Here is a 26,851-nt window from a genome sequence, read left to right as displayed (position 1 = left end):
CCCCCATGTGGTGGAATTGCAGTCGGGTTGCAGGTAGAGTTCCCGGCCATGCGCAGCACGCCGGAAGAGATCGTCGAGGAGCTCGAAGAGCTGGCCGCCATTTCGGCCGATGATCTGAACGAGGCGAACGCCCCGCTCGCGCAGGTCATCCGTGTCCCGGACGTCGGCAAGGAAGACACCGCCGAATGGCAGGCCGCTTCCATGATCCGGCGCTTCGTCGAGGCGCTGCGGAAGATCGCGGGCGACGCGCCAGATCCGGCACGGATCGCCCGGGACGCACTCGACGACGCGGGCAGCGTCACTCCTCCGGAATGACCGGCTCCGGATAGCACCGGCAGTTCGGCAGTGCGCCGGCATGGCCGGTCAGGCCGTCGAGCGTCGGCGGATCGTCCCAGGCGACGAACTTGCCCGCCATGCGCCGATGGGAATCGCGCACATCGCTGTCGCCGGCCGTGCGCCAGATGTAGCCGGTGCTGCCGATATGTTTCGCCCGCGCCTTCGTCAGCTCGGTCGAGACGCGTCCGACCTCAGTGCGGGCGATGAGGTTCGCCCGGCTTTCCGTCACCTCTCCCGAGCGCATGATCTCCTTGGCGATCTCGCTCGCCCGGCTTGCGTTCTCGATGCCTTCGAGGGTCAGCCGGTGGACGCGCTCGGCCGCTTCGGTCGGCAGGCTCGTGATGAGCTTGACCTGCTCGGCGAGCGCCTCTCGCATGGCCTGCCCGGTGGGTGCTGTCCTGATCTCGCGCCGTAGCTCGGCCGCCATCTCGCGCGAGGCTTGCATCCAGGCGCGCTCATCGCGCGCCGCGATCTCGGATACCATCCGCTGCCCGACCGCCTCGGCCCACGGCCGGATGGTCTCGGCGTAGCGCTGAAGCGCAGCATCGAGCCGTGGCAGCGCCTCCGGATCGCCCGGCGGGAAGGCCTCGACGATCTCCCCGACATGCCGGGCGATCCGGCGCAGCTGTGCCGCATAGCGAGCCTCGAGCTTGCGCGCGCGGGTAAAAGCCGATCGCTGGCTTCTGCCCGCGGCGCGATCACGGGTTCGATATGGGCTCCGGTGCAAGCTTCGCTCCCCTGGGGTCAAGGTCGGCAAGGGCCGGATCGATCCCGGGCAGTGGCAGGTCGCCGATGATCTCGCCCGCCGGCGGCGGGTCCTTCTCCGCCTCGGCGATTTCCTCGTCGGTGATTGCCCCGAATACGCCCGTCGTCGTGCTCGCCTGCCGCAGCTCCTTGAGCGCGGTGGCGCGGCTGATGACGCCGCCCTCTTCCGCCGCCAGCACGGCGTCGGTTGTGCCGCGGGCCACCTCGGCCTTCTGCATGTCAGTGAGCTGCCACAGCGGCCGGAACTCGAAGCCGAACTCGCGTGGCGTCTCCTTCGACAGGCGCGACCTGGCGACGAGATCGAGTGCCACCTCGATGCCGCGCCGCAGGCGCGTCTCCTGCGCGTTCTTCACGCCGTCGTAGTAGGTCCGCAGGTCGCTTTCGCCGGTGGAGTTGAGCCCGGCCGGCGATTGGCCGAAGAGCCGTACGAGCGGTATCTGCAACGCGCCCGAGATCTGCTGCCCGAACTGGAGCAGCAGGTCCGACAGGCCCGAGAAGGTGTAGTTGAAGGCGGCGAACTCATCCTTGGCGTCGAGCAGCGTCAGGCCCTCTGTCGACTGGAACTTGCGGATGAAGTCCATCTGCTTGACCAGGCCTTCGAGGGCTTGGCCGCCCGTCGCGAGTATTTTGCGCAGTTCCTCGACCTTCACGGTCCGCAGATGCGCCTTGTAGACGAGCTGGGCCGCGCCCGTTGTCGTGCTGTCGAACATCACCAGCCGGTCGTAGAGGCGCTCGATGACGCTGATGCCCCACAGGTTCTCGGTGATCCGCTGCCAGTACGGCAGGTCGACGCCGACGAGCCTGATGCACCGGCTGTGGTGGACGCGCTTGCCGCGCAGGGCCGGAGCGTCGGCCGTGATGTCGTAGAACTTCGGCAGCCCGAGGTCGGGGCCGAAGTCCGAGACCAGGTCCGACAGGCTCGGCTGGACCATCCAGCGGTCGAGGACGAAGAGGCCCTTGTACTGCCCCTTCGTCACGGTTTGAGGCCGCAGTGGGGTCGCGGGGTCCTGGCCGTCGACGAGGTGCATCGCGATCGCGCCGCCATAGAGCCTCGACCACTTGATCGCTTCGTTCAGGCTCTCCCAGAAGGCGAGGTCCGACATCTCGGCCGCCATTTCGCCGAGCTCGTCGGGTTTCAGGCCGCCGTTCATGATGATGCCCTCGCGGGTCATGTCCTCGGCGATGACGTCGACCGCTTGGCCGCAGAGCCAGGACCCGCGATACATCCATTCGAGCAGCACCCGGTTTCTCGTGACCGGGTTGAAGCCGTATGTCGACGCCGACAGCATGTTGTCGGTGCCGATGCCGAGCCGAGCCTCGAAGTTCTGGAAGCTGTCGCTTGTGCGGACCGATACCGCCGGTACGCGGACACGCTGCTTCGGAGCCTCCTTCGTCATCCGCCGGCGAGCCTCTTCCAGAGTTCAGGGTCGAAGCCGTCGCCGAGCATCAACTCGGTGATGGCCCACACAAGGGCGTCGGCGCGGTTGGGCGAGTTCTCGCCGATGTAGCCGCTCGACGTGAAATTGCACATCTCATCCTCGAGGTCGTGGAAGGCACCGACGTGGTGCACCCTCCCCTGCTCGTAGAGCGCGGCGACAGGCTCCGCTCGCACGGCCTTGCCGCGCGACGCGACCACTTCCTTGAACGCGACCTGCTTGTCCGCTGTCTCGATGACGAACTTGACCATACCGCCGCCGAAGTTGCGCTCGGCAACGAGGAGGTCGGCGGCGAAGGAATGATAGGCCTCGACGGCGCGCCGGCCCCAGCCGGCCGGGGACAACAGGCAGGTGCGGTCGGCAAGGACATAGGCGTCCCCGTCGATTCCCCGGCCGGCGACAATGATGCCGATGTCATCGGAGCGCTGGTCGGGATTATCCGAAGCACCGGAAGGGTCGACCGCGACCACGATGCGAGCAAGATCCGGGGCCGCCTTGACCCTGCCCTCGTCGAGCATGGCGCGGGTCCACAGTGCCCCGGCGACGTCATCGATGATCTCGCCGTCGAGCTCCTGTCGCCCGAGCCGTGTGCCGGCATAGCGCTCGGTCACGGACTTGAGGAAGGTCGGCGCCAGGTTGCCTGCGTTGTCGCGCGTCGCGCCCCGCGTCACGCGCGTGCTCTCGGCCGCGATGATCTCGCGCAGCACCGGGATCGGCTTCGGCGTCGTCGTCACCAGTTGGCGAGGATCGGACCCGAGGCGCAGGCCGAACTGCAGCATGTCCCAGGTCTCGCGGGCATAACGCCACTTCGCGATCTCGTCGCACCATGCGCCATCGAACTGAGGGCCGCGCAGCTGATCCGGCTCGGTCGCGTTGAACAGCGTCGCCGTCGCACCGTTCGGCCACGTCAGGCGCCGCTTCGACGGCTCGTACATCGGCCGGAAGGCCTTCGGGTGAACGGCGAGAATGCCGCTGTCACCCTCGACCATGACGTCTCGCGCGTCGGCTGCCGTCTCGGCAACGAGCGCCAGGCGCATCCGCCTGCCCGGCTCAAGCGGCGTCGCGCCGCAGACCTCAGCCCTGATCCACTCGGCACCGGCCCTCGTCTTGCCGAAGCCGCGCCCGGCGAGGATCAGCCAGGTCAGCCACTGGCCCGGCGGCGGCAACTGCTCGGGACGGGCCCAGAACTGCCAGTCCCATTCGAGGGCGGACGCCTCTTCCTCACTCAGGCTTCGAAGGATCGCCATCCGCTCCCGCTCGGGAAGCGAGGCGAGCGATTCTGCCAGCGATGCGCTCACGCGGGCTCACATCCTCGGTTTGGATCGGTCCGCCGCCGGGCCCCGAATGCTCGATGGCCGCAAGCTTCGGATGCACGTAGGGAGCGGCGGCCTTGGCCGCCTCGAAGCGCACGTCGCGCGGGTTCTTCGGGTTGCGCAGGAGCTGGAGCATGTAGTCCAGCGGGGTGAGGCCGGAGGCCTTGATCTCGGCCTCGCGCTTGAGGGTCACCTTGTTCGGCACCCCCTTCTTGCGACCTCCGGTCTTAAATCCCTTGGCCATCTACTTCTCGTCTAGTTTTCGACGCCCCCCTGATGCGCTGTTGGTCACGACAACCATTGGCGCGCCACGCTCGGTCGACACCAATGGAGACCAAGCGATGAAGAAGATGATCGACCTGACCACCGTGATTGCCGCAGCGGGGCTGCTCTTCACGATCGGCGCGCATTTCAGGTGGTGGTGACCGATTCCCGGGCCCATCGCGCGCGGGGTTCTTCTCGTCGTTCTCCAATGGAGACGTCATGACTGGGCGAGCGCTCGCCTTGTGGCTCGCTCATGTCGTGACGGTGAGACTGGGAGCGACGCACCAGGAGGCCGCGCGTGAAAGGTTCGGCTATCGTAGGGGGAACGCGAGGAAAATCGGGGGTTCCAGTTCCACTTGTCAAGAGGGGTAGGTGTGACATTTGAGGGGGCGCTGTGACAGAGGCTCAACACCAAGCGCAGCTTGCGTTTGAGCCGGTTGTATTGCGCGCCGATTTTGTCACAGCTTCTGTAAGGCGTTGAAATAAAATGATCTTTTATTAAGGCTGTGGAAAAAGCTGTGACATGTGGAAAACGTGTGGATAAGTCATCTTCCGGAAGTCGAATAAACGTGCTCTGTCAACAGGATAAGACCACGGTCGACCTTCCGGTTGAAGCCGGAATAGGACCATCCCCGGTTGCGACATAGGCGACGCAGGTTGTATCGCCTTGAGGTTGCAAAAGCCCATGCCTGTAACGTTGTGGCTGCACCGGGTTCGGTCTGGCGGAGCCATAGGAGCCAGCCGAAGGCAGCGTGCATGCTGCTGATTTCGGCGGCGGTTGGGCGCACACGCGTCCGGTTGCGGCCGGCATCGTCATTGCGGCGATCATCGGCGGTTTGCGTGCCCTGAAACCAGAGATCAAGCTCCTCATGAACGTAGGCCGGCATGGCGCGGCCGTAGCCGCGGGGCCGCATACCTTCGGGCATGGCGTCGAGCGTTTGAAAGGCGCGGCGCAGATGCCAGGCGATCCATCCGGGTGTGCCGGCGGGGGGCTCGACATTGGGATCGAGCCGCCGCTCGAGGTTGTTCACCTTGAGGGCATCGAGGTCGATAGCGTCGGCGCGCAGCTTGGGGGACATCATTGTCCTTTCATAGGGACATGTTCCGATTTCAGAGGGACGGACTTGCGGCCTCAAGGGAAAACCGGCGCAAAGCCGGCGGATCGCCCATTCCTGGGCATTTTCCCAGCAATGGTGCCCGATCAATCAGGGACAGGAACGCGCCATGCTGGGGACATGAGAGCGAAAATGAAGGGACATGATCTGGATGGGTTGGGGACATTTCTTCAGAAACGAGGGACGCTCTACTCGCATCAGGCAAAGGGGACATCGAGCAGATCATCGATCGCCTCCGCAATGGCCTCCGCAATGGGCTCCGAACGCTTTCGCGTCTCCGGCGGATCAATGCCGAACACCCTCTTGCTCGTGCGCCATATCCATTCGCCGTCCTTACCGATGAAGCCCGCCAGAAGAAGCTTCTCGGCCGCCCGGTCGCGGGCCTTCTTCACCCGCTCCTTGAGCTTGTCCGGATCTTCGTCCTCGCCCTGCGCAAGGCGCTCATATTCGTCGCGCCATTCGCTCAGGGTGACGCACTCGACATTAGCCGGCGCCCGGATTTCCTGCGGCGCCGCACGGCCCTTGCGCTTGAGCGCCTCGGCAAGGCCACGGAATGCCGTCTCGAGGTTCGGCTTGAGGTGCCAGCGGCCATCCTCGGAGATGCGTGGCCCCTTGGTATCGGCGATGCGGGCGCTCGTGTCCTCGACGGCACCGGCCGGCGCGGTCACGACGCAGGACGTCACGGGGTCGCCGTCGGCGTCCCGGCCGGTCTCGACCTGGCGCAGCACGAAGGTGCAGACGGGCCCAGTCTCGCCCTCCCGCTGCTTGGTCAGCACCGCCTTGCGCAGCGGCCGGCCATCGGCGTCCTTGAGCTGGATCGCGTGCTTGCCCTCCTCGCGGGTTGCCCAGTCGACGTCGATCGTCGTCTCGAAGTCGCCGGTGAGCGATCCATGTCCGCGGGGCCGGCCGCCGCCGGCGGGCTTGTGATGCACCACCAGGACGGAACACTGGCAGGCCTCGACGATCCGCATCACGCGGGCCCGGACGCGGGACACGTCCTCGCTGGCGTTCTCGTTCGCCCCCGGCGTCGCCGCCGACCAGGTGTCGAGCACGATGAGCCCGAGCGGCTCCGAAAAGACGGACCCCCAGTGCAGGATTTCGGCGATAAGCGCCTCGACGTCCTCGTCGCCGGAGAAGAGGTCGGCGCGGCGGGTCAGCACCACCATGTCGATGCTGTCCTCGGGCCGCAGCTTGTGGTGCAGCGCATAGGCCTGCTGGCGTTTGCGGAAGCCCTTGCCGCCCTCGAAGGCGCAGTAGACCACGCCGGCGCGCCGCACCCGGTGGCCGAAGAAGTCGACGCCACGGGCGACGTGGGCGGCGAGGTCCTGTGTCCAGAAGCTCTTGCCGGTCTGGGGCGCCCCGTAGACCAGGACAGCCTCGCGCATCGGCACGATGCCCTTGACCAGCCATTCATAGGCCGGCCCGGTCTTGAAGATGTCGCCCCATGTGATGGCGCCGAAGCGTGAGTTGTACGGCGGCGGCTCCCAGCTCGGCAAGTCGGCGACATACGCCTCGAGCCGCTCGCGCGTGCCGCCGCCCTTCTCGATCCAATCGGTGACGTCTTCCTTCTCACCGATATCTGGCCAGATTGCCGAGAGGTCACAGACGCGCACGCGAGCGGCAATGCCGCGCAGCGCGCCGGCGACCTTGGGAACGCGCTCACGCCCCGCCTTGTCGTGGTCCGGCACGATGACCACGTCTGCACCGCGTAGGAGCTCAGCGTGCAGTTCCGGATCCCAATGCTTGGCACCGCCCGAATTCGTAGTCGCCGCTAGTCCCATGCGGACGAGCGTCTCGACGTCCTTCTCGCCCTCGCAGAGATAGATCGTCTCTCCGGCGGCAATAGCCTCACGAATCTCGGGAAGGCGGTACAGCGTGTGCGAAATCGGCTCTTCAAGCCTTCTCTTTTCTTTGCAGCCCCACTCCTTCCACCGGTCCTTGTCATACTTGAGCCAGTCCTGGCCCGGCGCTCGCCTCATATATTCGCCGGCATCAAGGCCCCAAAACCAAACGCCTTTTTCATCGGGCGAAGGTCGGCGCTGCGAAAATGTCTTCCTGCGCTTTGCGTTGTCGATCCACTCCTTCCGACAAACCTGATAGAGCAGTTCGCCGGCAAGGTCGGTGTAGTCGTACACCGCCGTGATCTCTGGTTTGGTAGACAGGAACGGTTGGGCGGCCGCCGCCGGCACGTCGCGCTCATCCCAGGGCGGCACACTGCTGTCGAGACCGTCATCATCATGGTCATGAACAGAGTGGGAACGGCCGCTGCCGTTGGCGCGGCGCTTCTGCTGCTCGACATAGATAGACGCACCGAGTTCCCGGTTCAGCCATTCTACCGCCTCGCGCCCATCTATGCCCTTCTCGCGCTTGAGGAAGTCGAGCACGCCTCCGCCGATTCCCTCCTCATGGTCGAACCAGGTGCCCTTTTCGATGTCGACCGAGAACGAGCCGCCCCGGCCCCAGCGCAACGTCTTGTTCTTCGACAGCACTCGGTTCGGCTCGCCGCGCAGGAGGCGGGCCGCCGGTTCCATCCATTTGCTGAAATCAATGTCGCTGGGACGAGCCATCGTTTTCGTTGTCCTTATCGGGCGTCGTCAAGGATGTTGCTGATCAGATCGAGAGCGCGCGTGTCATGTCCGATGCTCTCGATCAGCCGGTAAACCAGAGCGCATCGCGTTATGCCGCGCGCCTTGGCCGCCAGGTCGAGCACCCGCACCGTGGCCGGCGTGACCGCCGTGATGCAGATCGTGGTACCCCCGTCGGGAGACTGGACCGAGATGCCGGCGCGCCGCAGGAACTGGCGAACCGCGTCGGGCGTGGAAGCGACGACGGGATCGGCAGCGATGTCGGCGGCGCGCAGGCCTCGGCCGGCGAGGAATGATGCGCGCATGAGGCGCCGTTTTCGATCGCCATAGGCATCGCTCACGTCGACACCCCGTCATCGAGCACCGCATTGACGAGATTGCCTTCGACAACATCGGCCAGGAGCCGATAGCAGAGCGCTTCCATGGAAAGCTTCCGCGCCTTCGCGTGTGGCACGAGAAGTTCGCCAAGGTTTTCGTCGATGTTGACGGTCCACTTCTTACGGGGCAGGCGAGACGCCGCACGCGGATCGCCCTTGAGGCGCGCCTTCCTGACGGCCATCAACACCGTATTCGTGCGGTTAGCCCCGACGAGCCGCGCTATCTCGTGCCCCGGTAACCCTTGGGCCCAGAGATCAAGGACAGTGTTGTGGTCGATCATCCGCCGTCGCGGTTTCGGCTGACGGCGCGGTGTGTCCATCATCGCATTCATGCCGCCCTCCCCCCGACAGTGACCTTGGCGAGGAGCTTTCGGGCCTCATCCTGGACGCACAGCAGCCGGGCGAGGGTCGCATCGACCGCAAGAAGGAGCCGCACGTCCTCGGGCTCCAGGCGCACAAAGGTGGCGCAGAGGCGACCGTGCCGATCCGTGCAGCGGTCGACGATCCGAGCTGTCAGCGCCTGCATCTCGGCGAGCGTGGGTTTTCGTGGCTGTTCCGTCATGGCGAGCCTCCGAACAACACCAGTTCCTTGGGAGCGGCGCGGCCCCAGCGCGCCGAGGCATAGTCGTGGAGCGCGACAGCATCGGCCCGGTTGTCGTCGCGGCAGTCCCGGTCGAGCAGACCGAGCAGATGGCAGCGGTCGATGAAGAGCTGCTTCTTGAGCTTGCGGTCACCGACACGACCGCGGCCGATGAAGTGCTTCGAGATCGACTGGGCGTGCGCCGCGGCGACGCGGACCCGGTAGCAGCCGGCGACGGCATAGACGGCGCCGAGATAGCCGAAGGTGTTGGCGGCGGCATGCCCGGACTTCTGGCCGCCCGGCTCGAGCGCGGCCTCGATGACGATGAGATCGGGACGCTCGACCGAGAGGTGATCGCGCAGACGGCGCCCGAGGCGCGCCCACGCTTCCTCACGAGTGTCGTCATCGCCCTTCAGCACCCACGATCCGCTGGTCGGCCGCTTCCCGGCCGGGCCCATCGCCCAGCCGGTGCGACCGCCGAGGTCGAGCGTCCAGATCAGCATCGCGCCGCCCCGTCCGCTTTACGCCGCCGCCGGCGGCTGCGGCTGATCCCCGCTGCCATCCTTGTTCTTCAGGAAGCGCGGCCGCGGATCCTCGCCCTCGTCGTCGGCCCCGGGCATGCCGACGATGCCCTTGATGCCCTTCTTGAGGGCCTTCACGTTCTTCTGCGTCTGGGTCTCCTCGGCCTTCTGCACTGCGGCCTGGCCGAGCGGCAGGTCCGACAGGCCGCCGAGGGCCTCCCGGATCAACTCAACGCTCTCCTGGTCCTCTTCCTCGAGGCCCTCGAGCACGGCCTCGGCCTTCGCCTGCAGATCGCGCATCTTCAGGTGAGCCTTGAGGGCGCGCTTCGGCACGCCGTCGTTGCCGGCAAGCTCGAAGACCTTGTTGATCATCTCGCGCTTGTCGCGGCAGTACTTCATGTACTCGCCCTGCTTAGACAGCATGTCGGCCTTGTGCCGGTCGATCTCGCCGATCCAGCGCTTGAGCTTCTCCGCATCGAACCCGTTGGACTTCGCAGCTTCAGGCATTGCTCGCTCTCCTTTCAGGCGGCTTGCTCGGCGGTGATTTCCAGGAGATCGAACAGGGTCGGCACCGCCATCCGCTCGGCGGCGGCCTCGACATGCGAGACGCCGTCGCGGAAGTATTTCCGATCGAGTTCGATGCCGATGGCCCGGCGACCGAGCCGGATCGCGCAATAAGGGACGGTCATGAGGCCGCCGAAGGGATCGAGGACGGTCTCGCCCTGCATCGACATCTGCACGATGACGCGGTCGACGATGTCGAACTGCAGCGGGCACAGGTGCTTTTCGCGGCCGGCTGCGGCCTGGATCGTGTTGAGCGTGCGCATCCGCGTCACGTCAGTCCACACGTCCGGGTGCCGCGAATGCGGCGGGATGAGCATGAAATCCGGCGGCAGGAGGTTGTAGCGGTCGAGCTCCTCGGCGAACGCGACGTGCGTTCCGAAGTCGTAGGCGTGCTCTTCGCAATACCGCTTCCAGCCGCGGAAGATCGGCTTCTTGTCGTCGGGATTGGCGCGCCCGACGCGGACGAGGTCCTGCAGCTCGGCTGGCAGCAGGAAGCGGTTGCCGTCCGACGGCATGTAGCCGTGGGCGTCCAATTGCCACCGGCCGCGAGAGTATCCGGTGCCCGGCACCGGGCGCTTGTCCCGCTGAAAGGGCTCCGTCGGCCCATCGGACCCGGCGACATAGACGAGCGGCTTGTCCTTCACAACCGGTTCGTCGGCATAGCCGTTGCCGCGATCGGTCGGCGGCTTGCGGAAGATGAGGAGGTATTCCGGCATGCCGGCGCCCATCCGCGTGCCGTCCTTGCATTGCTCGGACCAACCGAGGCGATAGGTCTGGCTGTTCTCGCGCACGACGTCGGTCGCAATGGTCTTGCGCGCGAGGAAGGCGAAGCCGTGCCGCCGAAAGTGCGCCACCGTCAGGTCGCTGAACGGCGACACGGTCTGGAAGCCGAACCCGTTGATGCCGCCCGGCACGATCCGGTCCTTGACGTGGATGACCGCGTTGCGCCCAGGTTTCAGGACGCGCAGCAGCTCCGGCGTCAGGAAATCCATCTGCTCGAAGAAGTGCTCGTCGCTGTCGGTGTGGCCGAAGTCGTTGTAGCTCGGCGTGTATTCGTACTGGGTCGAGAAGGGAATCGACGTGACGATGAGGTCGACGCTGTCGGCCTCCATTCGTCGGGTCTCATCGACGCAATCGTTGTGGACCAGGCGGTATCCGTCGCCCTCCACTACCTCGCGCTCGACGCCGATCGAGCGGCTCAACACCTCCGTCAGCGCGGCCCGGCCGAGGCCGTACTCGCGGATTATGGCGCTCATCCGCTCTGCCTGATCCTCGTGACGGCGCCATTTCGCCTCGAGGTTCCGGCGCTGCTCGCGCTCGGCTTCCGTGTAGATGAGGTCGATGCGGACGACAGGACTGGGCTGGCCGTACCGCACGAGGCGGTGCAGCGCCTGGATGAAGTCGTGGAACTTCGGCCCGATGCCGAGGAACACGGCCCAATGGCAATGGAACTGGAAATTGCAGCCCGCCCCCGACATCGAGGGCTTGGTGGCGAGTTCCGCAAAGCGGCCGTGCTTGAAGTCGAGCGCGGTCTGCTCGTTCACCTCGGTCGGCTGCGAGCCGTAGATCGACCTGACGGTCGGGATGGCGCGCTCGATCGAGCGCCGCTCGTCCTCGAGATCGTGCCAGATGATCCGATGGGCTTGCGGGTCCTCGGCTCGGATCTCCGCCAGCTTCGCCATGCGCGCGGGCAGGCTGTCCCGCTTCTCGCGCGCCGCCTCCTGCACGCCACGGGCAGCATCGCGCAACAGGCGCATCTGCCCGTCTCGCTCCTCCCCAGCCGCGGCGTGGTCGCTCGCGACCTCGTGCCAGCGGATGTCGAGATGCGGCAGCTCATAGCCGTCGTCGGAAAAGCCGATATCGGACGGCCGCTGCAGGAAGAGTGCCCAGGACGCGACCCACAGCCAGAACTCGCGTTCCTTGTGCGGATGGAGGGTGAGCCGATCGGCCTTTTCGCTGTCGCGCCTGAAGAAACGTGTCTTGGCCTGCCCGACGTCCATGATGTCGAGAAAGGCGGCATAGGCGAGCAACTCGATATACTCGTTCGGGTCCGGCGTCGCCGTGGCCACGAAGCGATACTTCACGCCCTCCGTCCGCACGCCCGCCTTGCGATCATCGCCGGCGAATTGCGCCATCAACTGGCGGAAGGTCTTCGTGCTGCCGAATCCGCGCAGTACCGCGGCCTCGTCGAGCGAAACGAAGCCGAAGGCGGATGGATCGATCTTGCCCTCGCGCAGGGTCTCGTAGTTCGTGAGGTTGATCGAATGCTCGTCGACCTCGTCCATGGATCGGATGAAGCGCATCTTCACGGCGCAGTCGCCGCGAAAGCGCGTCTCCGCCTCCTCGAAGAACTCGTGGCGCACGCCGAGCGGCACGCCGATGAGCGGCACGACGCCGGTGTTCTTCATGGCGAGACGCGCGAGCTCGATTTGGGCGCTCGTCTTGTGCATGCCGAAGCGCGAGAAGAGCGCGCGACGGCCGCCGTGGGCGAGCACCGGCACGATGGCGCGCACGAAGTCCTTCAGGTCGGGGTTGACCTCGGCCGGATCGACCTCGAAGCCGCGCACCGGCGCGACCTTGATTTTCCCCTCGAGGAACTGGCGATAGGGATCGCTCATTTCTTGTCCCGCTGTGGCGGGGCCATCCACACCCGGGCGTGATGCTCCGGGCAGTAGGACGAGCCGAATTTCGTCTGGCAGCCGCAGTAGGTCGGCATGCCGCCTGGAGACGGTGCGCAGAGCCAGCGGCAGTGATTTTCACGAAGGTCGATGAGGGAGACCCTGCCGGGTGCGGTTGCCTCGGCTTCCATCAGAGCGAGGGTCTCGCGTCCGCGGCGCGCCTCCGGATTGACGTGCTCGATCCGCTTGGCTTCGGCCTTGCGCGCGATGTTGCCGGGATGGAGGCGCTGCTTCTGTTCTTTCGCGGGGACGGCGGCCGGAGCCGCCGCCCCCGTCGTGCCGACCTGGCGATCTTGCGGGCAGCCCATTGCTGAAGGCTCACGCCCTCCCCTTCCGGAGGTCCCGCACGCAGATCGCCCTTTTTCCGGACTTGCACCGGCCGCCCCGTCGACCCGGGCCGCGGTGATGTCTCCCCCGGAAGGGATCCTGGAATTCTTCGCCGCCTTGGCGGCCCGCGGTGCGTGGCGTCGCTTCTGCGACGGCCTCTCGTCGAGGGCCGGGAAGTCGCGCCGCCGCAATCCGAGATGATGCAGCTTGCCTGCGACCACGTTGCGCGTAGGGGCGCCTATCTCGACCGCGATCTCCGTCGCGCCGAGGCCTCGGTGAAAAAGGCGGCGCAGGTCTGCGAGCCGCTCCTCGGTCCAATCGAACCTAGCCATCGGTCTGCCCCAGAAGCTTGCGGACCTCGGCCTCGTGGCCGATCAGGGACTTGAAGATCCCGGCGGCGGCGGCGATCACTTCTGCCGACCGGCGGACCTCGACGACGGCCACCGCAAGGGCCCTCTCGCCGCTGCTCGCCGACAGATGCTCGAGCTTCTCCAGCCCGAACGCTTCCCGCGTCGCCGCGAGCTGCAGTTCGACCGCGATCTCGGCAAAGGTCGGCGCGCGCGACATCAGCGGACCTCGCGGCGCCGCGTCAGGATGGCGACGATCTCGTCCTCGGCGTCCTTGTCGTCGGCCGAGAAATGCTGAGCCTCGTCGAACTGCTGCTTGGCGAGCAGGATGATGTTCGTGACGGCGGCACGCACGGTCTGCATGCGGCGCTTCTCGTCCGCTGCCACGTTGCGGCTCGCCTCAATCGGATCAGCGCTCATGCTGATGCTCTCCATGTTCTTCGATGTGCCGGGAGACCACGGCATCGGCCGCGGCCTGGATGATGTCGTAAGCGGAGCGGGAGCCGAGCCGGACCACCAGGTATCCGAGCGCCCCGTATAGGCATCCCTCGGCGAACTCGTGGGCCACTGCCGGGCCCCTATCGCTTTCGAGCTGCAGGATGGTCTTGACCATCTCTTCGGAGGTGGACGCGGTCAGCGTGTTCTGCATAAGCGCCTCCGGGCTGCTCAATCGCGTCCCGTGGATCGGGCGCGCTCCTCACACCTTCGAGACCACTTCAGAAGTACCCCCGCAAAATCGGCGAAGAACTCCGCGAGGCGTTGCAGGATGATCGCCAGCGCAAGCCAGAAATAACGACCGATGCCGCTCATACTGGTTCCTTAGAGAGAGGCGAGCTCGGCTTTGATACTCTCCAGCTTTCGCTCAAGTTCTTGCTGACGGTGCTCGCGCGCGGCCCGATCGAGCCACCGCGGCTTTTCCTTCACCATCGATGCCAGGAACTCGGGCCCATAGTTCAGCGCGAGCGTCACCGTCGCTCGGAACCCCGGCGCGCTGACGCCGTTGAGCCAGTTCTTGATGCTTTCGACGGGCAGGCCGGTGTCCGCAGCGACGTGCATGGCCGTCTTCTGCGGGTAGATGGAGCGCAGGAAACGCGCCATCCCATCGGCATCGATCGATCCGGACCAGTTCTGGCCCACACCGGGGCAGGATTGCCCCTGGTTCCGTGCAGATATCATCGCGGCTTTCTCCGATGCTTTGGACATCGGAGCGGCGACCGAGCGCTGGGAACGCTTGGTGGTCGAAGCCGGACGGCCCGAGGTACTGGGAACACCCGGTCCGGAGATGGCGAAAGCCGACAGGGAAACAGAGGCGGAGGCGGGCATGTCAGAGCGCCTCCAGAGGAAGAGAAGGGCCGACGCTCGCGCGCCGGCAAGTCGGGCGCCCCATGGGAGCGCCTCGGGAGGAGATGGAAAAGAGGTCGCCATGCCGAAGGCGAAGCACATCGCCCCGAACGAGATCATCCATACCCCGGACGTCTTCGCCAGCGGCGTTGATGTCCACGATTGGGAAGACTGGATCCGAATGACGTTCTGGGCAGACGCGCGGCCCGGCATCGATGATGGGGACGCAAAACACGAACGACGCGTCGTCGCTCATGTCGTCATTCCGCGCTCGAGCCTGCCCAATCTGATGCGATCCCTGCGGCAGAGCGCAGGCCACCGAGAAGAGCCACGCCGACACAGCTGAAGCAGGAAGAGGGGCCGTCATTGGGCGGCCTCGCTTGCTTCCGGAGCCTGGTCCGACACGGCGCCTGGTGCGCCACCGACAGCGCCGGCATGAATCTTCGCGAGCGCCTCATAGGTGACGCCCGGAAGGTCCAATCGCTTGGCGCCCTCGACGATGCCCATCCAGTATTTCGGCGGGATGTTCCCGCGCCGCTTCATTTCGGACGCGGTGGATGCCCCTACGCCAAGAACCCTGGCGACGGCACTCGACCCTCCGAAAGCGTCAAAGATGTCAGCGATGGTTTGCATGGCGAGAAACATCTACACGCAACGTGTTGATGAAGTCAACATGATTTATGTCAACACGCCGTGGCATGGTTCTGCCATGGAAATGGGCGATCGCCTCCGGCAGGCGCGTATCGAAGCCGGGTTCAGCTCTGCGATGGGCGCGGCCAAGCGGTTCGGCTGGTCGCCGTCGACCTATGCCGCGCATGAGAACGGCCAGAACCGCTTCGACGAAAAGGCCGCCCGGAAATACGCCGATGCGTTCAAGACCTCAGCAGCTTGGCTGCTGACCGGCGAAGGGGACGCGCAAGCCGGCCATTCCGTCCCGATCATGGGCTATATCGGCGCCGGCGCGGAGATCCAGCCCGAGTTCGAGCAAGTGCCGCCGGAGGGGCTCGACACGGTAGAGCTCCCCTTCCCCGTGCCGGACGACATGATCGGCCTTGAGGTCAGGGGCGATTCGATGCTGCCGGCCTATAGCGATGGGGACGTCGTCGTCGTGTATCGCGACCAGCGGTACGACCCGGCCACCTACATCGGCGAGGAGGCCGCGGTGCGTACCCACGATGGGCGCCGCTTCCTGAAGCGCCTGGCGCCGGGGCCGGAGCCGTACACGTTCACGCTGGAGAGCTTTAACGCACGGCCGATCATCGGGGCTCGCGTTGCCTGGGTCGGCGAGATCTGGGTGACCGTGAAACGTGGGCAGATCCGCCGAATCGAGCAGCGGGCACGCGCAGCGCAGCTGCGGCGCGATAACAACCGCGCGGCTATGGGCGTCGGCATGGAAGAGCTGCCGCTCGAGGATCGCAAGCAGTCCTGAACGTCAGGGACATTCGCAGGGACAGAACCTATTCCCACAGGGACAGCGGCTCGGGCGACAACCCGCGCGCCCACGCGCGCGGGGATTGAGAACAACCTATAACGTTGTTCCTGAGATGAAGGGTGGGGCGCTGGGAGCGCCCCCTTCGTTCACAACGATTCCCGCTTGAGATCGGCCGCCGCGCGCGTCGCGTGCGCGCGAGGATCGCCGTCGTCCCGCATCAACATAATTCGTGTTGACACGCTACATGTAAGCCGGTAGCGTCAACATGTTCGATGTTGGAGGCACCGATGGCCCTCTCGTCCTATCCCTTCATAACCGCCGACGGCCGCTACGACCGTCCTGCGATCATGCGCGAGGCGTGGGCCCTGCGTCGCAAGTGGGGCAAGCCGGCACCGCTCGGCGCATTCCTGCGCAAGGTCTGGAAGCAGGCTTCGATCCAGCGCAGCCAGTGGGAAATCGATGATGCGCGCTCCCGCATGTCGGCGGTCGAGCGTTGTCGCGATGAGCTGCAGCACGCGCTCTATGCCGCGAACTGCATCGGCGAATTCACCGCATGGAAGCGTGAGACGGCGCGGATCGAGGCCGAACTGGCGGCGCTCGACACGGTCGCCCCGGCGTTTCTGCAGGCCGCGGAGTAACCGCCATGCCCCTCGATTGGACCGCTCACTTCGTCTCGGGTCTGTGGCACGCCACCGACGTCGACGGCACCCGCTTCTCCATCCAGCGCCTCGATGCCGACCGCTGGTCCTACGCGTGGTCGAGCGATTGCAGCCCAATCCATCTGGGCGTCCGCGAATTCCCGACCTTCGAGGCCACCAAGGCTTTCGTCGAACGAAACCTCACGGCAGCGGCCACGCAGGCCTACGCCACGCTGGAGGTTGCCTGACATGAGCATGATCACCGCGCGGCCGTGGAAACTGCTGAAGTGCCCCTGCGGGCACCCATCCTGCCGGCAGTACCAGTTCGCCAATCAGGGATCCTACGGCCTCGACAAGGACGATGCCGAGTTCGCCCTCCGCGCCATCAATGCCTTCGACGCGATGGTGGAGGCGGCCGAGGAACTGTCCGACGCTCTGTCTCGATACGGCTTCCCGGTATCCGCTGCAGCCGAGAACGCCCTTGCGGCGGCCGGCAGTAAGGAGGCGCGGGGGCTCCATAGGGCAGCCACCCAGTTTCGCACCGCCCTCGCCCTAGCAAGGGGAGAGCGGTCATGACCCCCTGCCCCATGGCCGACGCCCGGCTTTTCAACTGCTGCACGGACTACGCCGAGCCGGACTGGTCGCGCTTCGCGTCGCTGGAGCTCGCCGGCTGCTGCGATCTCATCATCCCCGCTGACCCAGAGGCGACGATGGTCGCGGCAGGGCAGTCCGCGGCGGTCGCCGAGTTCTTCTGCGTCTACGGCCGCAGCGCCGAGGGAGAGGCCGAGGCAATCACCGACATCGATGACCCGCGCGACGCTCTGGCTGTAGCGGCCGAACTCGGCCTGCGCTCCCGGCTACCGGTGTCCCTGTCCCTGACGCTCGCTTCGCATGGAGCACAACCGTCATGAACCGCGACCACATCGAAGCCGCCGCCGGCTGGGCCGTGATCTTCGGCCTGTTCTTCGCCTTCTGGATCGTCACGCCCGCCCATGCCGCCGAGCCTTGGCCGCGCTGGGCGTGGCACGACTACGCCGCCTTCGCGGTCGGGACGTTCTTCATCCTGCCGTCCCTCATCCTCATCGCCTTCTGCGTCCGCGCCGTGCTGCGCGACATGCACCGCGGCCTGGAAGATCCGCACGCCGAGCCGCACGGCGATGTGCCCCATACCCGCGCCATTGACGAGGAGACCACGCCGTGACGAGGCACCATCGCCCGCGCCGTGAGCGCCCGCTCGACATCCGCCGCCTCAACATCGCGGCGATGGCGGCGAACCTGATCGCCGACGAAGCAGATCTCGACGACGAAGGCGACGTGCTGCGCGCCCTCATGGGCCGCGGCTACGGGCCCGAGCTCATCGACCAGAACATCGACGAAGCCATCAGCGAGGCCCGCTCGCTGCAGCGACTGCGCGTCGATGCCGAGAGGATTTCCGCATGAAACCCGAACGCCTTTCGGCCGCCGCTCTGCTCAACCTCGCGGCGAAGAAGCGGGGCACCGAAGTGCTCAAGATCGCGTCGCACGACAGCTGGCTCGGCAATCGTCGCCAGGACGTGACCGCCTCGACGATCGGCGCCCTGCTCGGGGTTCACGAATATCAGACGGCCTATGGCCTGTGGGCGCTCAAGGCCGGCCTGGTGCAGGCCGATCCGGAAGAGACGCCGGCCATGCGCCGCGGCCGTCTTCTTGAGCCGGTCGGCATCAAGCTGCTCGGCGAGGAGCGCCCGACCTGGCAGATCATGGCGAACCCGGTCCCGGGAGGCGTCTACCTGCGGGACCCGGCGCGCCGGATTGGTGCGACACCGGATGCCTTCGCCGTCGATCCGGAGCGGCCGGGCTTCGGCATCGTGCAATTCAAGTCCGTCGAGCCGGGCATCTTCCGCCAGAAATGGCGCGAACCCGATACCGATGAGATCGAGCCGCCGCTCTGGATCGCGGTGCAGGCCATTGTCGAAGCCGAACTTGCCGGCGCGAGCTGGGCATGCGTCGCGCCGCTCGTCGTCAGCTACGGCATCGACATCTACCCCGTCGAGGTGCCGCTGCACGCCGGCATCGTCAAGCGTGTCGGCGACGTGGTGGCCGACTTCTGGCGCCGCGTCGCGGAGCGGGACGCGCCCGATCCCGACTACGGCCGTGACGGCGAACTGATCGCCTCGCTCTACCGTGAGGACAACGGCCTCGAGAAGGACCTGTCCCGCGACAACATGATGCCGGTCATCCTGCAGGAGCGCTCGCAGCTCAAGGCCGAGATCAAGCAGCGCGAGAGCCGCATCGGCGAAATCGAGAACGAGATCAAGGCGAAGCTCGGCGAGTACGAGCGCGCCTACGTGCCCGGCTGGAAGGTCGAATGGTCGACCATCAACCGCGCCGGATACGCCGTGAAGCCGACGACCTATCGCCGGCTCAACCTCAAGGCCATCGCCTGAAAGGAGCCGCCGAAATGACCGTTGCAGAAGCCATCGATCCCCGCCTCGGCATCGGAGGCAACAACCCGCCCGACCTGCGTGAGCGACTGGCCGAGGACCATGCCCAGTTGCGGCATGAAATCGAGAAGATCGCCAGTCGCGCGAACGGCGCGCCCAAGGAGGTCAAGTCGGACGATGACCTCGTCGCCGTAGGCGAGATCATCAAGGACGCGCGGGAACTGACGAAGCGCGTCGACCGGGCGCGCGTTGCGGAAAAGGAACCGTTCCTCCAGGGCGGTCGGGACGTCGATGCCTTCTTCAAGGTGTTCATCGAACGTCTCGACAACATCGCCAAGAAGCTCGGCGACCGGGCCACGGTCTACCAGCGCGAGAAGGCCGCCGAGGCTCGCCGCAAGGCCGAGGAAGAGGCGCGCAAGCTGGCGGAGGAGGCCGAGCGCCAGCGCCAGATCGCGGAGCGCGAGGCCGAGCGGAACCGGCCGACGGCATCCGCCAAGCACGAGGACAAGGCCGAGGATCTCGCCGAACGCGCGGCCCAGGCTGAAGCCGCCGCGGCCGCGAAGGCGGCGGACCTGACGCGGGTGCGCAGCGATACCGGGACCGTCGCCAGCGCCCGCGCCGAGTGGAAGGGAGAGATCGTCTCCATGGACGCGATCGATCTCAACGCGCTCCGCCCGTACCTCAAGCGCGACCACGTGCAGATGGCGCTCAACACCTTCGTGCGCATGGGCGGCCGCAAGCTGGCCGGCGCGAAGATCTTCGAGGACGTGAAGGCCTCGTTCCGCTGATCCCTCCTCGCCCCCGCAATCCCGACAGGAGACCACTATCCATGAACGCGAATGCTCCCGCCGTCGTGCAGGACGAAGAGATCAGCCACCAGTTGCCCGTCGGCTATGAGGGCGGCGGCATGCAGAGCCTCGCCGTTGCCCTCTCCCGTGCCGAGGTCGACACGCAGATCGCGACCGCGCGGGCGATGCCCCGCAGCATCCAGCGCGCCGTGCAGAACATCCTCACCCTCGCGACGCTCGACGAGGAGACGGCGGAGGAATGCGTCTACGCGCTCCCGCGCGGCGGCAAGCCGATCAAGGGGCCGTCCGTGCGCCTCGCCGAGATCATCGCCGGCCAGTGGGGCAACTGCCGCGTCGGCGCCCGCGTCGTGCATGTCGATCGCTTCGAGAAATACATCGAGGCCGAAGGCGTATTCCACGACCTGGAGACGAACACCGCGACAACGGCCCGCGTCCGGCGCCGCATCAGCGACAAGAGCGGGCGCGTGTTCAACGACGACATGATCGTCGTCACCGGCAATGCCGCCTGCGCCATCGCCAAACGCAATGCGATCCTCGGCGCCGTTCCGAAAGCCGTGTGGCGCAAGGCTTATACCGCCGTCGAGAGCGTGCTCGCCGGCGACGTGAAGACGCTCGTCGAGCGCCGCGACCGCGCGATGAAGGCCTTCGCCGCATTCGGCGTGACGCCGGAGCAGATCTTCACCGCCCTCGACGTCCAAGGCGTCGACGACATCACGCTCGACCACATGGCGACGCTTACGGGCATGCACTCGTCACTGAAAACCGGCGAGGCCACCGTCGAGGAGATGTTCCCGCGCATTGCTCCCGCCGGAGCGGCGACCGATCGCCCCAAGGACCTCAAGAGCAAGCTCGACCAGGTCGCGGAGGGCGACACGCAGCAGAACAAGGCCGACGAGGCCGAGGAACCCGGGCCGACCGAAGCGGCCCGGAAGGACGCCGGGGCGCCTGCCAAATCAGCCCCCCAGCCCCAGGAGGGCGCCCCGGCGTCGACCGCGAAGAAGTCCCGGAACAGCCAGGCGCAGACCGCGCCTGCAGAGGCCTCGGCCACTGGGCCGAAGGCGGGCTCGAAAGAGCCCAAGGACGCTGCGCCTGTCGAACAGCAGCAGGACGCCGGGCCGGAGCCATCGGCCGGCTCGGCGTCCACCTCCTACGACGAGCTTATCGAGAAGTATGAAGCGGCCTGCTCCGCAGCGGCGACGATCGAGGACCTCGACAAGGCCACCGACATCGTCACCGACGCCCTCGACGAGATGAGCCTCGACGAGCGCACCCGCGTGCAGAACGCCTTCGAGGCGCACGAGGCGCGCATCAAGTCTGCCGCCGCGCCGGCCGAGGAGGAGACGGAAGAGGTTCGCCAGCTCCGGGAGACGGCCCGGGCCAAGGCGAAGCTGGGCAGCAAGCGCCTCAAGCTGTGGCGCGGCGCCCTCTCGGCCGAGCACGAGAAGCTCCTCGCGCCCATCGCCGACGAGTTGAACGAGCTAGCGGCCTACGCCGACAGCAAGGGAGGCGAGTGAGCCATGCGCATTCGCGTCGTCGACCTCGAAACGACGGGCTTCGCGCCCCCTGAAGATGGCGTCGGCACCGGCGTCTGCGATCTCGGCTGGGTCGACCTCGTGCCGACCTCTGCCGAATTCCTCGGATGGCCGCGGGAATGGACGATCTGCCCGATGGTGCAGATGTATGTGCATCCCGGGCATGCGATCCCGGCGAAGGCCTCGGCCATCCATCACATCGTCGACGAGGACGTCGCCTGCGCCCCCTCTTGGCCCGAGGCCCTTGAGATGGTCGCCGCTCCTGCCGACGCGACCATGTTCGCGGCGCACAACGCGAAATTCGAGCGCCAGTGGTTCACGGACGAGGTGCTCGCCGGCCGGCCGATCATCTGCACCTACAAGTGCGCGTTGAGGCTCTGGCCCGACGCGCCGGGGCACAGCAACCAGGCGCTGCGCTACTGGCGCAATCCGGAGGGGCTCGACCGGCATGTCGCCGACTTCGCGCACCGCGCCGGCCCTGACGCCTATGTCACGGCGCACCTGCTGCGCGACATGCTGCAGATCGCCACGATCGACGAGCTCGTGCAGTGGTCGAGCGAGCCCGCGCTTCTGGTGACGTGCCACATCGGCCGGTATCGCGGCACGCCGTGGCGCGACATCGACAGCGGCTTCCTCTGGTGGGTGCTCGAGCGCGACTTCGACGAGGACGTGCATCACACGTGCCGCTACTGGCTCGACCAGCGGCGCGCCGAGGCTGCGGCCGGGGAAGTCGCGTGATGATCCCGGGCGGCTGGCACCTCATGAGCGGGAGCAACGTCGTCGCGACGGGACCTCTCGCCGAGGTCATAGCCGAGGGCGAGTTGCGCGGGCTCATCACGAGCGAGCGCTACGCCGCCAGCCGCACCGGTGACGACGTCACCCGCCGCCGGCTCCAACCCGGCATCTGGATCGTGCCGGCCGCCGGGCAGCGCGTCCGACGCCATGCCGGGCCGCCGGCACGGCCCGTCGAGGCCGATACCGACTGGTATTCCATCCCGTTCTGAGGGTGTCATGAAAACCGACATCGCCATCTGGAACATCGTCGCCGATCGGCTCGACGCGGCAGCCCAGGCTCACCGGGCCGGCGCTGAGAGAATGTCCACGACCGTCCCGACCAAGACCGGGGACGACGTTGCGATCGCCACGGCCGAGGCGGCAGTAAAGCGCAGCATCGCCGACACGCTGGAAGGCCTCGCGAACGACGTTCGCCAGGTCCTGCAGGAAGAGGCCTCGCAATGACGACGGCCTTCCCGCTCTCCTGGCCGGATGGCTTTCCGCGGTCGAAGAGCCGCGAGACGGGCCAGTTCCGGACGTCGCTGGCAGGCGCGCTGAACAACGTGCGCACGAGCCTCAACCTCTTCGGGCGCGACAGCGGCAAGCCTGTCACCGACGTCGTGCTGTCGTCGAACGTCTCGCTCGGGTGCGAGAAGCCGGCCGATCCGGGTGTCGCGGTCTGGTTCCGCTGGCAGGGCATGCAGGTCTGCATCCCGGTCGATCGCTACGCGACGCCTGCCGCGAATCTGCAGGCGATCCACCACGTGCTCGAGGCGCGCCGCGTCGAACTCCGGCACGGCACCCTCGCCCTCGTCATGGCGTCGATGAAGGGGTTCGCCGCCCTCCCCGCTCCGGCCGGCCGCCACTGGTCCGAGGTGCTCGGCGTCTCGCGCACGGCCGGCAGGGACGAGATCGAGGCCGCCCATCGTCTCCTCATCCGCCAGCACCACCCGGACAGCGGCGGCTCGGAAGCGGCTGCCGCCGAGATCAATGCCGCGCGCGATGCTGCGCTGAAGGAGCGGACATGATCGGCACCATCCTCATCTCGCTCCTCGGCTACGGCGGAGCGCTCTTCTTCATGTTCGCCTTCATCGTGTCCATGCGGAAGTTCGCCGCCGCATCGGCCGACAGCTACCAGGAGGAGCGGTTCGCAATCGCGGCCGTCATCTCCTTCTTGCTCGCCTTCGCGCTCGCCGCGCTCACCCGTCTCCTCGGAGGACTTTGATGGACATCGAGCGCGAATATCGCGTCGCCCATATGTGCTGCAGCATCGGCGGCGGCGCCAAGGGATTCCGCAAGGGCAGTGCCCGCGTCGGCAGCATGCGGGCGAAGTTCCGCAACATCGGCGGCATCGACGTCGTGCCGTCGGCACTCGCCGATTTCGAGCACATGGCCGGCTGCAAGGGCACGCTGCTCGACCTGTTCTCGCTCGACCAGTACCGCGCGTTCCACGGCAAGGAGCCGCCGCCGGGCTGGCGCGAGGCGACGCCGGCGGACATCCACCGCGCCTTCGGCTACGAGCGGCCGCACATAGTATTCATGTCGATGCCCTGCAAGGGCTTCTCCGGCCTACTCGCCGAGAAGGTTTCCCTCAGTCCGAAATACCAGGCGCTCAACGGCCTCACGCTGCGCGGCGTGTGGCTCCTGCTCGAAGCCTACAAGGACGATCCGCCGGAATTCCTTCTCTTCGAGAACGTCCCGCGCATCGCGACGCGGGGCCGATGGCTGCTCGACCAGATCCAGGCGATCTACGACGCCTATGGCTACGCATGGGCCGAGACGACGCACGACTGCGGCGAGCTCGGCGGCCTCGGGCAATCACGCAAGCGCTTCCTGATGGTGGCCCGGCACCGCGAGAAGGTGCCGCCGTTCCTCTATGAACCGCCCAAGCGCCGGCTCCGCGGCGTCGGCGAGGTGCTCGAGAAGCTGCCGCTGCCGGGCGATCCCGCCGCCGGCCCGATGCATCGCATGCCGAGCCTGCAGTGGAAGACATGGGTGCGGCTCGCGTTCGTCGAGGCCGGTTCCGACTGGCGGTCGCTCAATCGGCTTCGCGTCGAGGACGGCGCGCTCGCAGACTACGGGATCGCGCCCGAAGGCGACTGGCAGGCGAGCGTCCTCGGCGTGCGGAAATGGGAGGAGCCGAGCGGCACGGTCGCCGGGCGGTCGAGCCCGACGAACGGCTCGTACAGTGTCGCCGACCCGCGCTATGGCAACTGGCACGATGGCGCCTCCAGCGCGAAGCTCCGCGTCACGGACTGGAACGGCTCCTCGTTCTGCGTCACCGGCGCGCAGCACGTCGCCTCCGGGGCACTGTCTGTGGCCGATCCGCGCATGCCGCAAGGCTCCTCGGAATACGGCCAGTACGGCGTCCGGCGGTGGGAGGAGACGGCCGGCGCCGTCATCAATGTGAAGTCGCCGGGCCAAGGTGGTTTCGCCGTTTCGGATCCGCGTATCCCCGGGCCGCCCCGCTTCAACAACGTGTTCCGCATCGTGCCGTGGGGCAGCACGTCGCCGGCCATTGCCGGCCCCGGCGGTCCGGCAGGCGGCCTCGCGGTTGCCGATCCTCGCGCTCCGCAGCGCGAAAACTATAAGCCGATCAAGTACAAAGTCTCTGGCTGGGACGAGGCGTCTAAGACGGTGATCGGCGCCAGCCACGCCGGAGATGGCGCATTCGCGGTGGCCGATCCCCGTCCCGACTGCCTGCCGGCCGACCGGGAGACGTACCGGACGCAAGGGCACTACGGTGTCCGGCGCTGGACGGAGCCGACCGGCGCGGTGCCGGCCTATGCCAAGTACGACCGGGGCGCTTGGGCTGTCGCCGATCCGCGCGAGCCGCAGGCGTCGGGAGACGCGGGCGCATTACCGGCGCCCGACGATCGCCTCGTCGCCGTCATCCGCGCCCTCGACGGCACGTGGCACCGGCCCTTCACGACACTCGAACTGGCCGCCCTGCAATCGCTCGTCGATCCCGAGGAAGTCGGCACCTGGTGCCTCGCCGGCTCGTCGGACAGCGCGTGGCGTGAGCACATCGGCAATGCCGTGCCGCCCGATGCCGCGCAGGCAATCGCGGAGGTAATGGGCCGCACACTGCTGCTCGCCGAGATGGGCGAGACCTTTATGCTGAGCGCGGATCGCATCTGGGTGCAGCCGATCGAGGTCGCGCTCGCCGTCGACACGCCGGTGCCGGAGGTGAGGCCATGATCTGCGCCCACTGCAACACCGACACCGTCCAATGGACCGGCAGCATCCTGGCACCGACCGGGATCCGATGCACCGCCTGCGGCTGGAGCGCCTCAGGCCCGGCGCCCGAACCGGCACAGAACGAGGAGCCCGACGAGGGCGGCCCGTGCCCGCATTGCCGGACCATCGGCCTCGAATGGCGCCAGGACGAAGAAATGGGGGGCTGCTCGTGCCATCGGGGACACGCCCCCTGCGGCTACTGCCTGAGCGCGCACCTCTATTGCTCCGAATGCGGATGGGAGGGCGAACGGCCATGAGCGACATCAAGACCATCCCTGATTTCTCGCCGCCGATTTGCACAAGCGACCACTGCCGGCACTACAGCTTCGATCTCGACGGGTTCCTCTCCGGCACCGGCCCGCGATGCGCCAGGGGGATCGACATCTCGGGACCGGGCGAAGCCAGTCCTTGCCTGCCGGCTGGCAGCCAGTTCCGCGCAAGGATCGATTGCCCACTGCGCGAAGACTACACCGATGAGGAGCGCGCAGCCTGGCGCGCATGGGTCAATGAAAGCCTTGAGCGGGTCCGTATCGTCATGCCGGCGATCCCGAAGGGCCAGGGCGGCGTGATCGATTGCCCAGCCTGCAAGGTCGGCCGGGTGCATTGGTCCCGATCCCCGCGCAACGGCCATCTGCACGCCCAGTGCACGACGCCGAATTGCTTCTCGGTCATGCAGTAGAGGGCCGACGTCATGGCTTCCAACACCAAAATCGAATGGGCGCATCACACCTTCAATCCGTGGGTCGGTTGCACGGCCGTCTCGCCGGCCTGTGACCACTGCTACGCCGAAAGCTGGGCGAAGCGCACCGGGCAAGCACACCTCTGGAAAGGCGACCGCCGCCGGACGTCAGAGGCCAACTGGCGCCTGCCCCTGAAATGGAACCGACAGGCTGAAGCGGCCGGTATCCGATTTCGCGTGTTCTGCGCCAGCCTCGCCGACGTGTTCGACAACCAGGTCCCCCAAATCTGGCGCTCGGACCTGTTCGCCCTGATCGAGGACACGCCGCACCTCGACTGGCTGCTTCTGACGAAGCGTCCGCAGAACATCCAGAAGATGATCTGGCCGAAATGGGATGCCGGACTGCCCTGGAATATCTGGCTCGGCACGACTGCCGAAGACCAGCACGAGGCCAACCGTCGCATCCCGCATCTTCTGGAGGCGCCGGCGGCGGTGCGGTTCATCTCGGCGGAGCCGTTGCTCGGTTCGATCATCTTTGAGCCGTGGCTGAGCCGGATCGACTGGATCATCGTCGGCGGCGAGAGCGGCCCCGGCGCCCGGCCGATGCATCCCGATTGGGCCCGGTCGATCCGCGACCAGTGCGCGGCGGCGGGCACGGCGTTCTTCATGAAGCAGATGTGGGGCGCGGCCAAGTCAAAGATGCCGCCGATCCCGGGCGACCTCATGATCCGGGAGATGCCTCGTGCCCAGAGGTAAGCACAACAACCACCCGAAG

The 26,851-nt window shown here is 66.8% G+C and carries 40 protein-coding genes; 21 read left to right on the top strand and 19 right to left on the bottom strand.

Going from position 1 to position 26,851, the window contains the following annotated elements:
* The first annotated feature begins 48 nt into the window (after positions 1-48).
* On the top strand, positions 49-315 hold the full coding sequence (locus tag GGR16_RS11855; protein ID WP_183316727.1) for a hypothetical protein: 267 nt from the start codon (positions 49-51) through the stop codon (positions 313-315).
* Here the strand turns inward: GGR16_RS11855 and GGR16_RS11850 are convergent.
* Genes GGR16_RS11850 through GGR16_RS11835 form a run of 4 tightly spaced genes read right to left on the bottom strand, consistent with a single transcriptional unit; the run spans position 299 to position 4,094 of the window.
* Positions 299-1,063, bottom strand: a complete 765-nt coding sequence (locus GGR16_RS11850; RefSeq protein ID WP_210289519.1) for a phage minor head protein — start codon at positions 1,061-1,063, stop codon at positions 299-301. The two genes, GGR16_RS11855 and GGR16_RS11850, sit on opposite strands and share 17 nt — an antisense overlap.
* Positions 1,035-2,498, bottom strand: a complete 1,464-nt coding sequence (locus GGR16_RS11845; RefSeq protein ID WP_183316726.1) for a DUF1073 domain-containing protein — start codon at positions 2,496-2,498, stop codon at positions 1,035-1,037. Before GGR16_RS11845 ends, GGR16_RS11850 begins: the two co-directional genes overlap by 29 nt.
* Positions 2,495-3,784, bottom strand: a complete 1,290-nt coding sequence (locus tag GGR16_RS11840; protein WP_183316725.1) for a DNA-packaging protein — start codon at positions 3,782-3,784, stop codon at positions 2,495-2,497. Before GGR16_RS11840 ends, GGR16_RS11845 begins: the two co-directional genes overlap by 4 nt.
* Positions 3,759-4,094: a hypothetical protein gene (locus GGR16_RS11835; protein ID WP_183316724.1), complete on the bottom strand. Its 336-nt coding sequence runs from the start codon at positions 4,092-4,094 to the stop codon at positions 3,759-3,761. The genes GGR16_RS11840 and GGR16_RS11835 overlap by 26 nt, the downstream gene beginning before the upstream one ends.
* A gap of 40 nt (positions 4,095-4,134) precedes the next feature.
* Here GGR16_RS11835 and GGR16_RS11830 point away from each other — a divergent pair, with 40 nt between their 5' ends.
* Positions 4,135-4,275 carry a hypothetical protein gene (locus tag GGR16_RS11830; RefSeq protein WP_183316723.1) on the top strand — a complete coding sequence of 47 codons (141 nt, stop codon included), beginning with the start codon at positions 4,135-4,137 and terminating at the stop codon, positions 4,273-4,275.
* Positions 4,276-4,659: 384 nt separating this feature from the next.
* Here the strand turns inward: GGR16_RS11830 and GGR16_RS11825 are convergent, their stop codons facing one another.
* From GGR16_RS11825 to GGR16_RS11760, 14 genes are all read right to left on the bottom strand, one after another.
* Positions 4,660-5,196 (bottom strand): DUF6362 family protein, encoded by a 537-nt coding sequence (locus GGR16_RS11825; RefSeq protein WP_183316722.1) that lies wholly within the window; start codon positions 5,194-5,196, stop codon positions 4,660-4,662.
* Between the two features lie 230 nt (positions 5,197-5,426).
* On the bottom strand, positions 5,427-7,796 hold the full coding sequence (locus GGR16_RS11820; RefSeq protein ID WP_183316721.1) for an AAA family ATPase: 2,370 nt from the start codon (positions 7,794-7,796) through the stop codon (positions 5,427-5,429).
* 14 nt (positions 7,797-7,810) lie between these two features.
* Positions 7,811-8,155, bottom strand: a complete 345-nt coding sequence (locus tag GGR16_RS11815; protein WP_183316720.1) for a hypothetical protein — start codon at positions 8,153-8,155, stop codon at positions 7,811-7,813.
* A complete protein-coding gene (locus tag GGR16_RS11810) occupies positions 8,152-8,523 on the bottom strand; it encodes a hypothetical protein (protein WP_183316719.1) in 372 nt (123 codons plus the stop codon). Before GGR16_RS11810 ends, GGR16_RS11815 begins: the two co-directional genes overlap by 4 nt.
* The gene (locus GGR16_RS11805; RefSeq protein WP_183316718.1) at positions 8,520-8,753 is read right to left on the bottom strand and encodes a hypothetical protein; all 234 of its coding nucleotides are present in this window, start codon (positions 8,751-8,753) and stop codon (positions 8,520-8,522) included. Before GGR16_RS11805 ends, GGR16_RS11810 begins: the two co-directional genes overlap by 4 nt.
* Positions 8,750-9,274: a hypothetical protein gene (locus GGR16_RS11800; protein WP_183316717.1), complete on the bottom strand. Its 525-nt coding sequence runs from the start codon at positions 9,272-9,274 to the stop codon at positions 8,750-8,752. Before GGR16_RS11800 ends, GGR16_RS11805 begins: the two co-directional genes overlap by 4 nt.
* An 18-nt stretch (positions 9,275-9,292) precedes the next feature.
* A complete protein-coding gene (locus GGR16_RS11795; protein WP_183316716.1) occupies positions 9,293-9,799 on the bottom strand; it encodes a hypothetical protein in 507 nt (168 codons plus the stop codon).
* 14 nt (positions 9,800-9,813) lie between these two features.
* Positions 9,814-12,474: a DNA methyltransferase gene (locus GGR16_RS11790; RefSeq protein ID WP_183316715.1), complete on the bottom strand. Its 2,661-nt coding sequence runs from the start codon at positions 12,472-12,474 to the stop codon at positions 9,814-9,816.
* Complete coding sequence (locus GGR16_RS11785; RefSeq protein ID WP_183316714.1) at positions 12,471-13,193, bottom strand: GcrA family cell cycle regulator; 723 nt, start codon at positions 13,191-13,193, stop codon at positions 12,471-12,473. The genes GGR16_RS11790 and GGR16_RS11785 overlap by 4 nt, the downstream gene beginning before the upstream one ends.
* Positions 13,186-13,428: a hypothetical protein gene (locus GGR16_RS11780; protein ID WP_183316713.1), complete on the bottom strand. Its 243-nt coding sequence runs from the start codon at positions 13,426-13,428 to the stop codon at positions 13,186-13,188. The genes GGR16_RS11785 and GGR16_RS11780 overlap by 8 nt, the downstream gene beginning before the upstream one ends.
* The gene (locus GGR16_RS11775) at positions 13,428-13,628 is read right to left on the bottom strand and encodes a hypothetical protein (protein ID WP_183316712.1); all 201 of its coding nucleotides are present in this window, start codon (positions 13,626-13,628) and stop codon (positions 13,428-13,430) included. Before GGR16_RS11775 ends, GGR16_RS11780 begins: the two co-directional genes overlap by 1 nt.
* Positions 13,618-13,857, bottom strand: a complete 240-nt coding sequence (locus tag GGR16_RS11770; RefSeq protein WP_183316711.1) for a hypothetical protein — start codon at positions 13,855-13,857, stop codon at positions 13,618-13,620. The genes GGR16_RS11775 and GGR16_RS11770 overlap by 11 nt, the downstream gene beginning before the upstream one ends.
* Positions 13,858-13,874: 17 nt before the next feature.
* Positions 13,875-14,018: a hypothetical protein gene (locus GGR16_RS11765; protein ID WP_183316710.1), complete on the bottom strand. Its 144-nt coding sequence runs from the start codon at positions 14,016-14,018 to the stop codon at positions 13,875-13,877.
* A gap of 9 nt (positions 14,019-14,027) precedes the next feature.
* The gene (locus GGR16_RS11760; protein ID WP_183316709.1) at positions 14,028-14,531 is read right to left on the bottom strand and encodes a hypothetical protein; all 504 of its coding nucleotides are present in this window, start codon (positions 14,529-14,531) and stop codon (positions 14,028-14,030) included.
* 100 nt (positions 14,532-14,631) lie between these two features.
* Between GGR16_RS11760 and GGR16_RS11755 the strand changes: the two genes are divergently transcribed.
* Positions 14,632-14,895 (top strand): hypothetical protein, encoded by a 264-nt coding sequence (locus GGR16_RS11755; protein ID WP_183316708.1) that lies wholly within the window; start codon positions 14,632-14,634, stop codon positions 14,893-14,895.
* Positions 14,896-14,912: 17 nt separating this feature from the next.
* On the opposite strand, the gene GGR16_RS11750 is transcribed toward GGR16_RS11755, so the two are convergent.
* Complete coding sequence (locus GGR16_RS11750) at positions 14,913-15,182, bottom strand: carph-isopro domain-containing protein (RefSeq protein WP_183316707.1); 270 nt, start codon at positions 15,180-15,182, stop codon at positions 14,913-14,915.
* Here GGR16_RS11750 and GGR16_RS11745 point away from each other — a divergent pair.
* The 18 genes from GGR16_RS11745 (at position 15,181) to GGR16_RS11660 (ending at position 26,832) form a co-directional block, all read left to right on the top strand.
* Positions 15,181-15,978, top strand: a complete 798-nt coding sequence (locus GGR16_RS11745) for an XRE family transcriptional regulator (RefSeq protein ID WP_183316706.1) — start codon at positions 15,181-15,183, stop codon at positions 15,976-15,978. The genes GGR16_RS11750 and GGR16_RS11745 overlap by 2 nt on opposite strands.
* A 290-nt stretch (positions 15,979-16,268) precedes the next feature.
* The gene (locus GGR16_RS11740) at positions 16,269-16,619 is read left to right on the top strand and encodes a hypothetical protein (RefSeq protein ID WP_183316705.1); all 351 of its coding nucleotides are present in this window, start codon (positions 16,269-16,271) and stop codon (positions 16,617-16,619) included.
* Positions 16,620-16,624: 5 nt separating this feature from the next.
* Entirely contained in the window at positions 16,625-16,867 is a 243-nt protein-coding gene (locus tag GGR16_RS11735; RefSeq protein ID WP_183316704.1) for a hypothetical protein, read from the top strand.
* 1 nt (position 16,868) lies between these two features.
* Positions 16,869-17,195, top strand: coding sequence for a hypothetical protein (locus GGR16_RS11730; RefSeq protein WP_183316703.1), 327 nt, complete (start codon positions 16,869-16,871; stop codon positions 17,193-17,195).
* Positions 17,192-17,530 carry a hypothetical protein gene (locus GGR16_RS11725; RefSeq protein WP_183316702.1) on the top strand — a complete coding sequence of 113 codons (339 nt, stop codon included), beginning with the start codon at positions 17,192-17,194 and terminating at the stop codon, positions 17,528-17,530. Before GGR16_RS11730 ends, GGR16_RS11725 begins: the two co-directional genes overlap by 4 nt.
* Positions 17,527-17,820, top strand: a complete 294-nt coding sequence (locus GGR16_RS11720; RefSeq protein ID WP_183316701.1) for a hypothetical protein — start codon at positions 17,527-17,529, stop codon at positions 17,818-17,820. Before GGR16_RS11725 ends, GGR16_RS11720 begins: the two co-directional genes overlap by 4 nt.
* Complete coding sequence (locus GGR16_RS11715) at positions 17,817-18,059, top strand: hypothetical protein (protein ID WP_183316700.1); 243 nt, start codon at positions 17,817-17,819, stop codon at positions 18,057-18,059. Before GGR16_RS11720 ends, GGR16_RS11715 begins: the two co-directional genes overlap by 4 nt.
* A complete protein-coding gene (locus GGR16_RS11710) occupies positions 18,056-19,045 on the top strand; it encodes a YqaJ viral recombinase family nuclease (protein WP_183316699.1) in 990 nt (329 codons plus the stop codon). The genes GGR16_RS11715 and GGR16_RS11710 overlap by 4 nt, the downstream gene beginning before the upstream one ends.
* Before the next feature lie 14 nt (positions 19,046-19,059).
* Entirely contained in the window at positions 19,060-19,830 is a 771-nt protein-coding gene (locus tag GGR16_RS11705) for a hypothetical protein (RefSeq protein WP_183316698.1), read from the top strand.
* A 41-nt stretch (positions 19,831-19,871) separates the two neighbouring features.
* Positions 19,872-21,365, top strand: coding sequence for a hypothetical protein (locus tag GGR16_RS11700; RefSeq protein ID WP_183316697.1), 1,494 nt, complete (start codon positions 19,872-19,874; stop codon positions 21,363-21,365).
* Positions 21,366-21,368: 3 nt separating this feature from the next.
* Entirely contained in the window at positions 21,369-22,121 is a 753-nt protein-coding gene (locus GGR16_RS11695; protein ID WP_183316696.1) for an exonuclease domain-containing protein, read from the top strand.
* A gap of 23 nt (positions 22,122-22,144) precedes the next feature.
* Positions 22,145-22,387, top strand: a complete 243-nt coding sequence (locus tag GGR16_RS11690; RefSeq protein WP_183316695.1) for a hypothetical protein — start codon at positions 22,145-22,147, stop codon at positions 22,385-22,387.
* 7 nt (positions 22,388-22,394) lie between these two features.
* Positions 22,395-22,622 carry a hypothetical protein gene (locus tag GGR16_RS11685; RefSeq protein ID WP_183316694.1) on the top strand — a complete coding sequence of 76 codons (228 nt, stop codon included), beginning with the start codon at positions 22,395-22,397 and terminating at the stop codon, positions 22,620-22,622.
* Positions 22,619-23,185, top strand: a complete 567-nt coding sequence (locus tag GGR16_RS11680; RefSeq protein ID WP_183316693.1) for a J domain-containing protein — start codon at positions 22,619-22,621, stop codon at positions 23,183-23,185. Before GGR16_RS11685 ends, GGR16_RS11680 begins: the two co-directional genes overlap by 4 nt.
* Positions 23,182-23,382: a hypothetical protein gene (locus tag GGR16_RS11675; RefSeq protein WP_183316692.1), complete on the top strand. Its 201-nt coding sequence runs from the start codon at positions 23,182-23,184 to the stop codon at positions 23,380-23,382. The genes GGR16_RS11680 and GGR16_RS11675 overlap by 4 nt, the downstream gene beginning before the upstream one ends.
* Positions 23,382-25,358 carry a DNA cytosine methyltransferase gene (locus GGR16_RS11670; RefSeq protein ID WP_183316691.1) on the top strand — a complete coding sequence of 659 codons (1,977 nt, stop codon included), beginning with the start codon at positions 23,382-23,384 and terminating at the stop codon, positions 25,356-25,358. Before GGR16_RS11675 ends, GGR16_RS11670 begins: the two co-directional genes overlap by 1 nt.
* Positions 25,359-25,650: 292 nt before the next feature.
* Positions 25,651-26,076, top strand: a complete 426-nt coding sequence (locus tag GGR16_RS11665) for a hypothetical protein (RefSeq protein ID WP_183316690.1) — start codon at positions 25,651-25,653, stop codon at positions 26,074-26,076.
* Positions 26,077-26,088: 12 nt separating this feature from the next.
* The gene (locus GGR16_RS11660; protein WP_183316689.1) at positions 26,089-26,832 is read left to right on the top strand and encodes a phage Gp37/Gp68 family protein; all 744 of its coding nucleotides are present in this window, start codon (positions 26,089-26,091) and stop codon (positions 26,830-26,832) included.
* The last annotated feature ends 19 nt before the right edge of the window (positions 26,833-26,851 follow it).

It is taken from the genome of Chelatococcus caeni, from assembly GCF_014196925.1.
Lineage (GTDB): Bacteria > Pseudomonadota > Alphaproteobacteria > Rhizobiales > Beijerinckiaceae > Chelatococcus_A > Chelatococcus_A caeni.
Note: the sequence above shows the minus strand (reverse complement) of the source record. Positions and strands in the feature narration are given on the sequence as shown.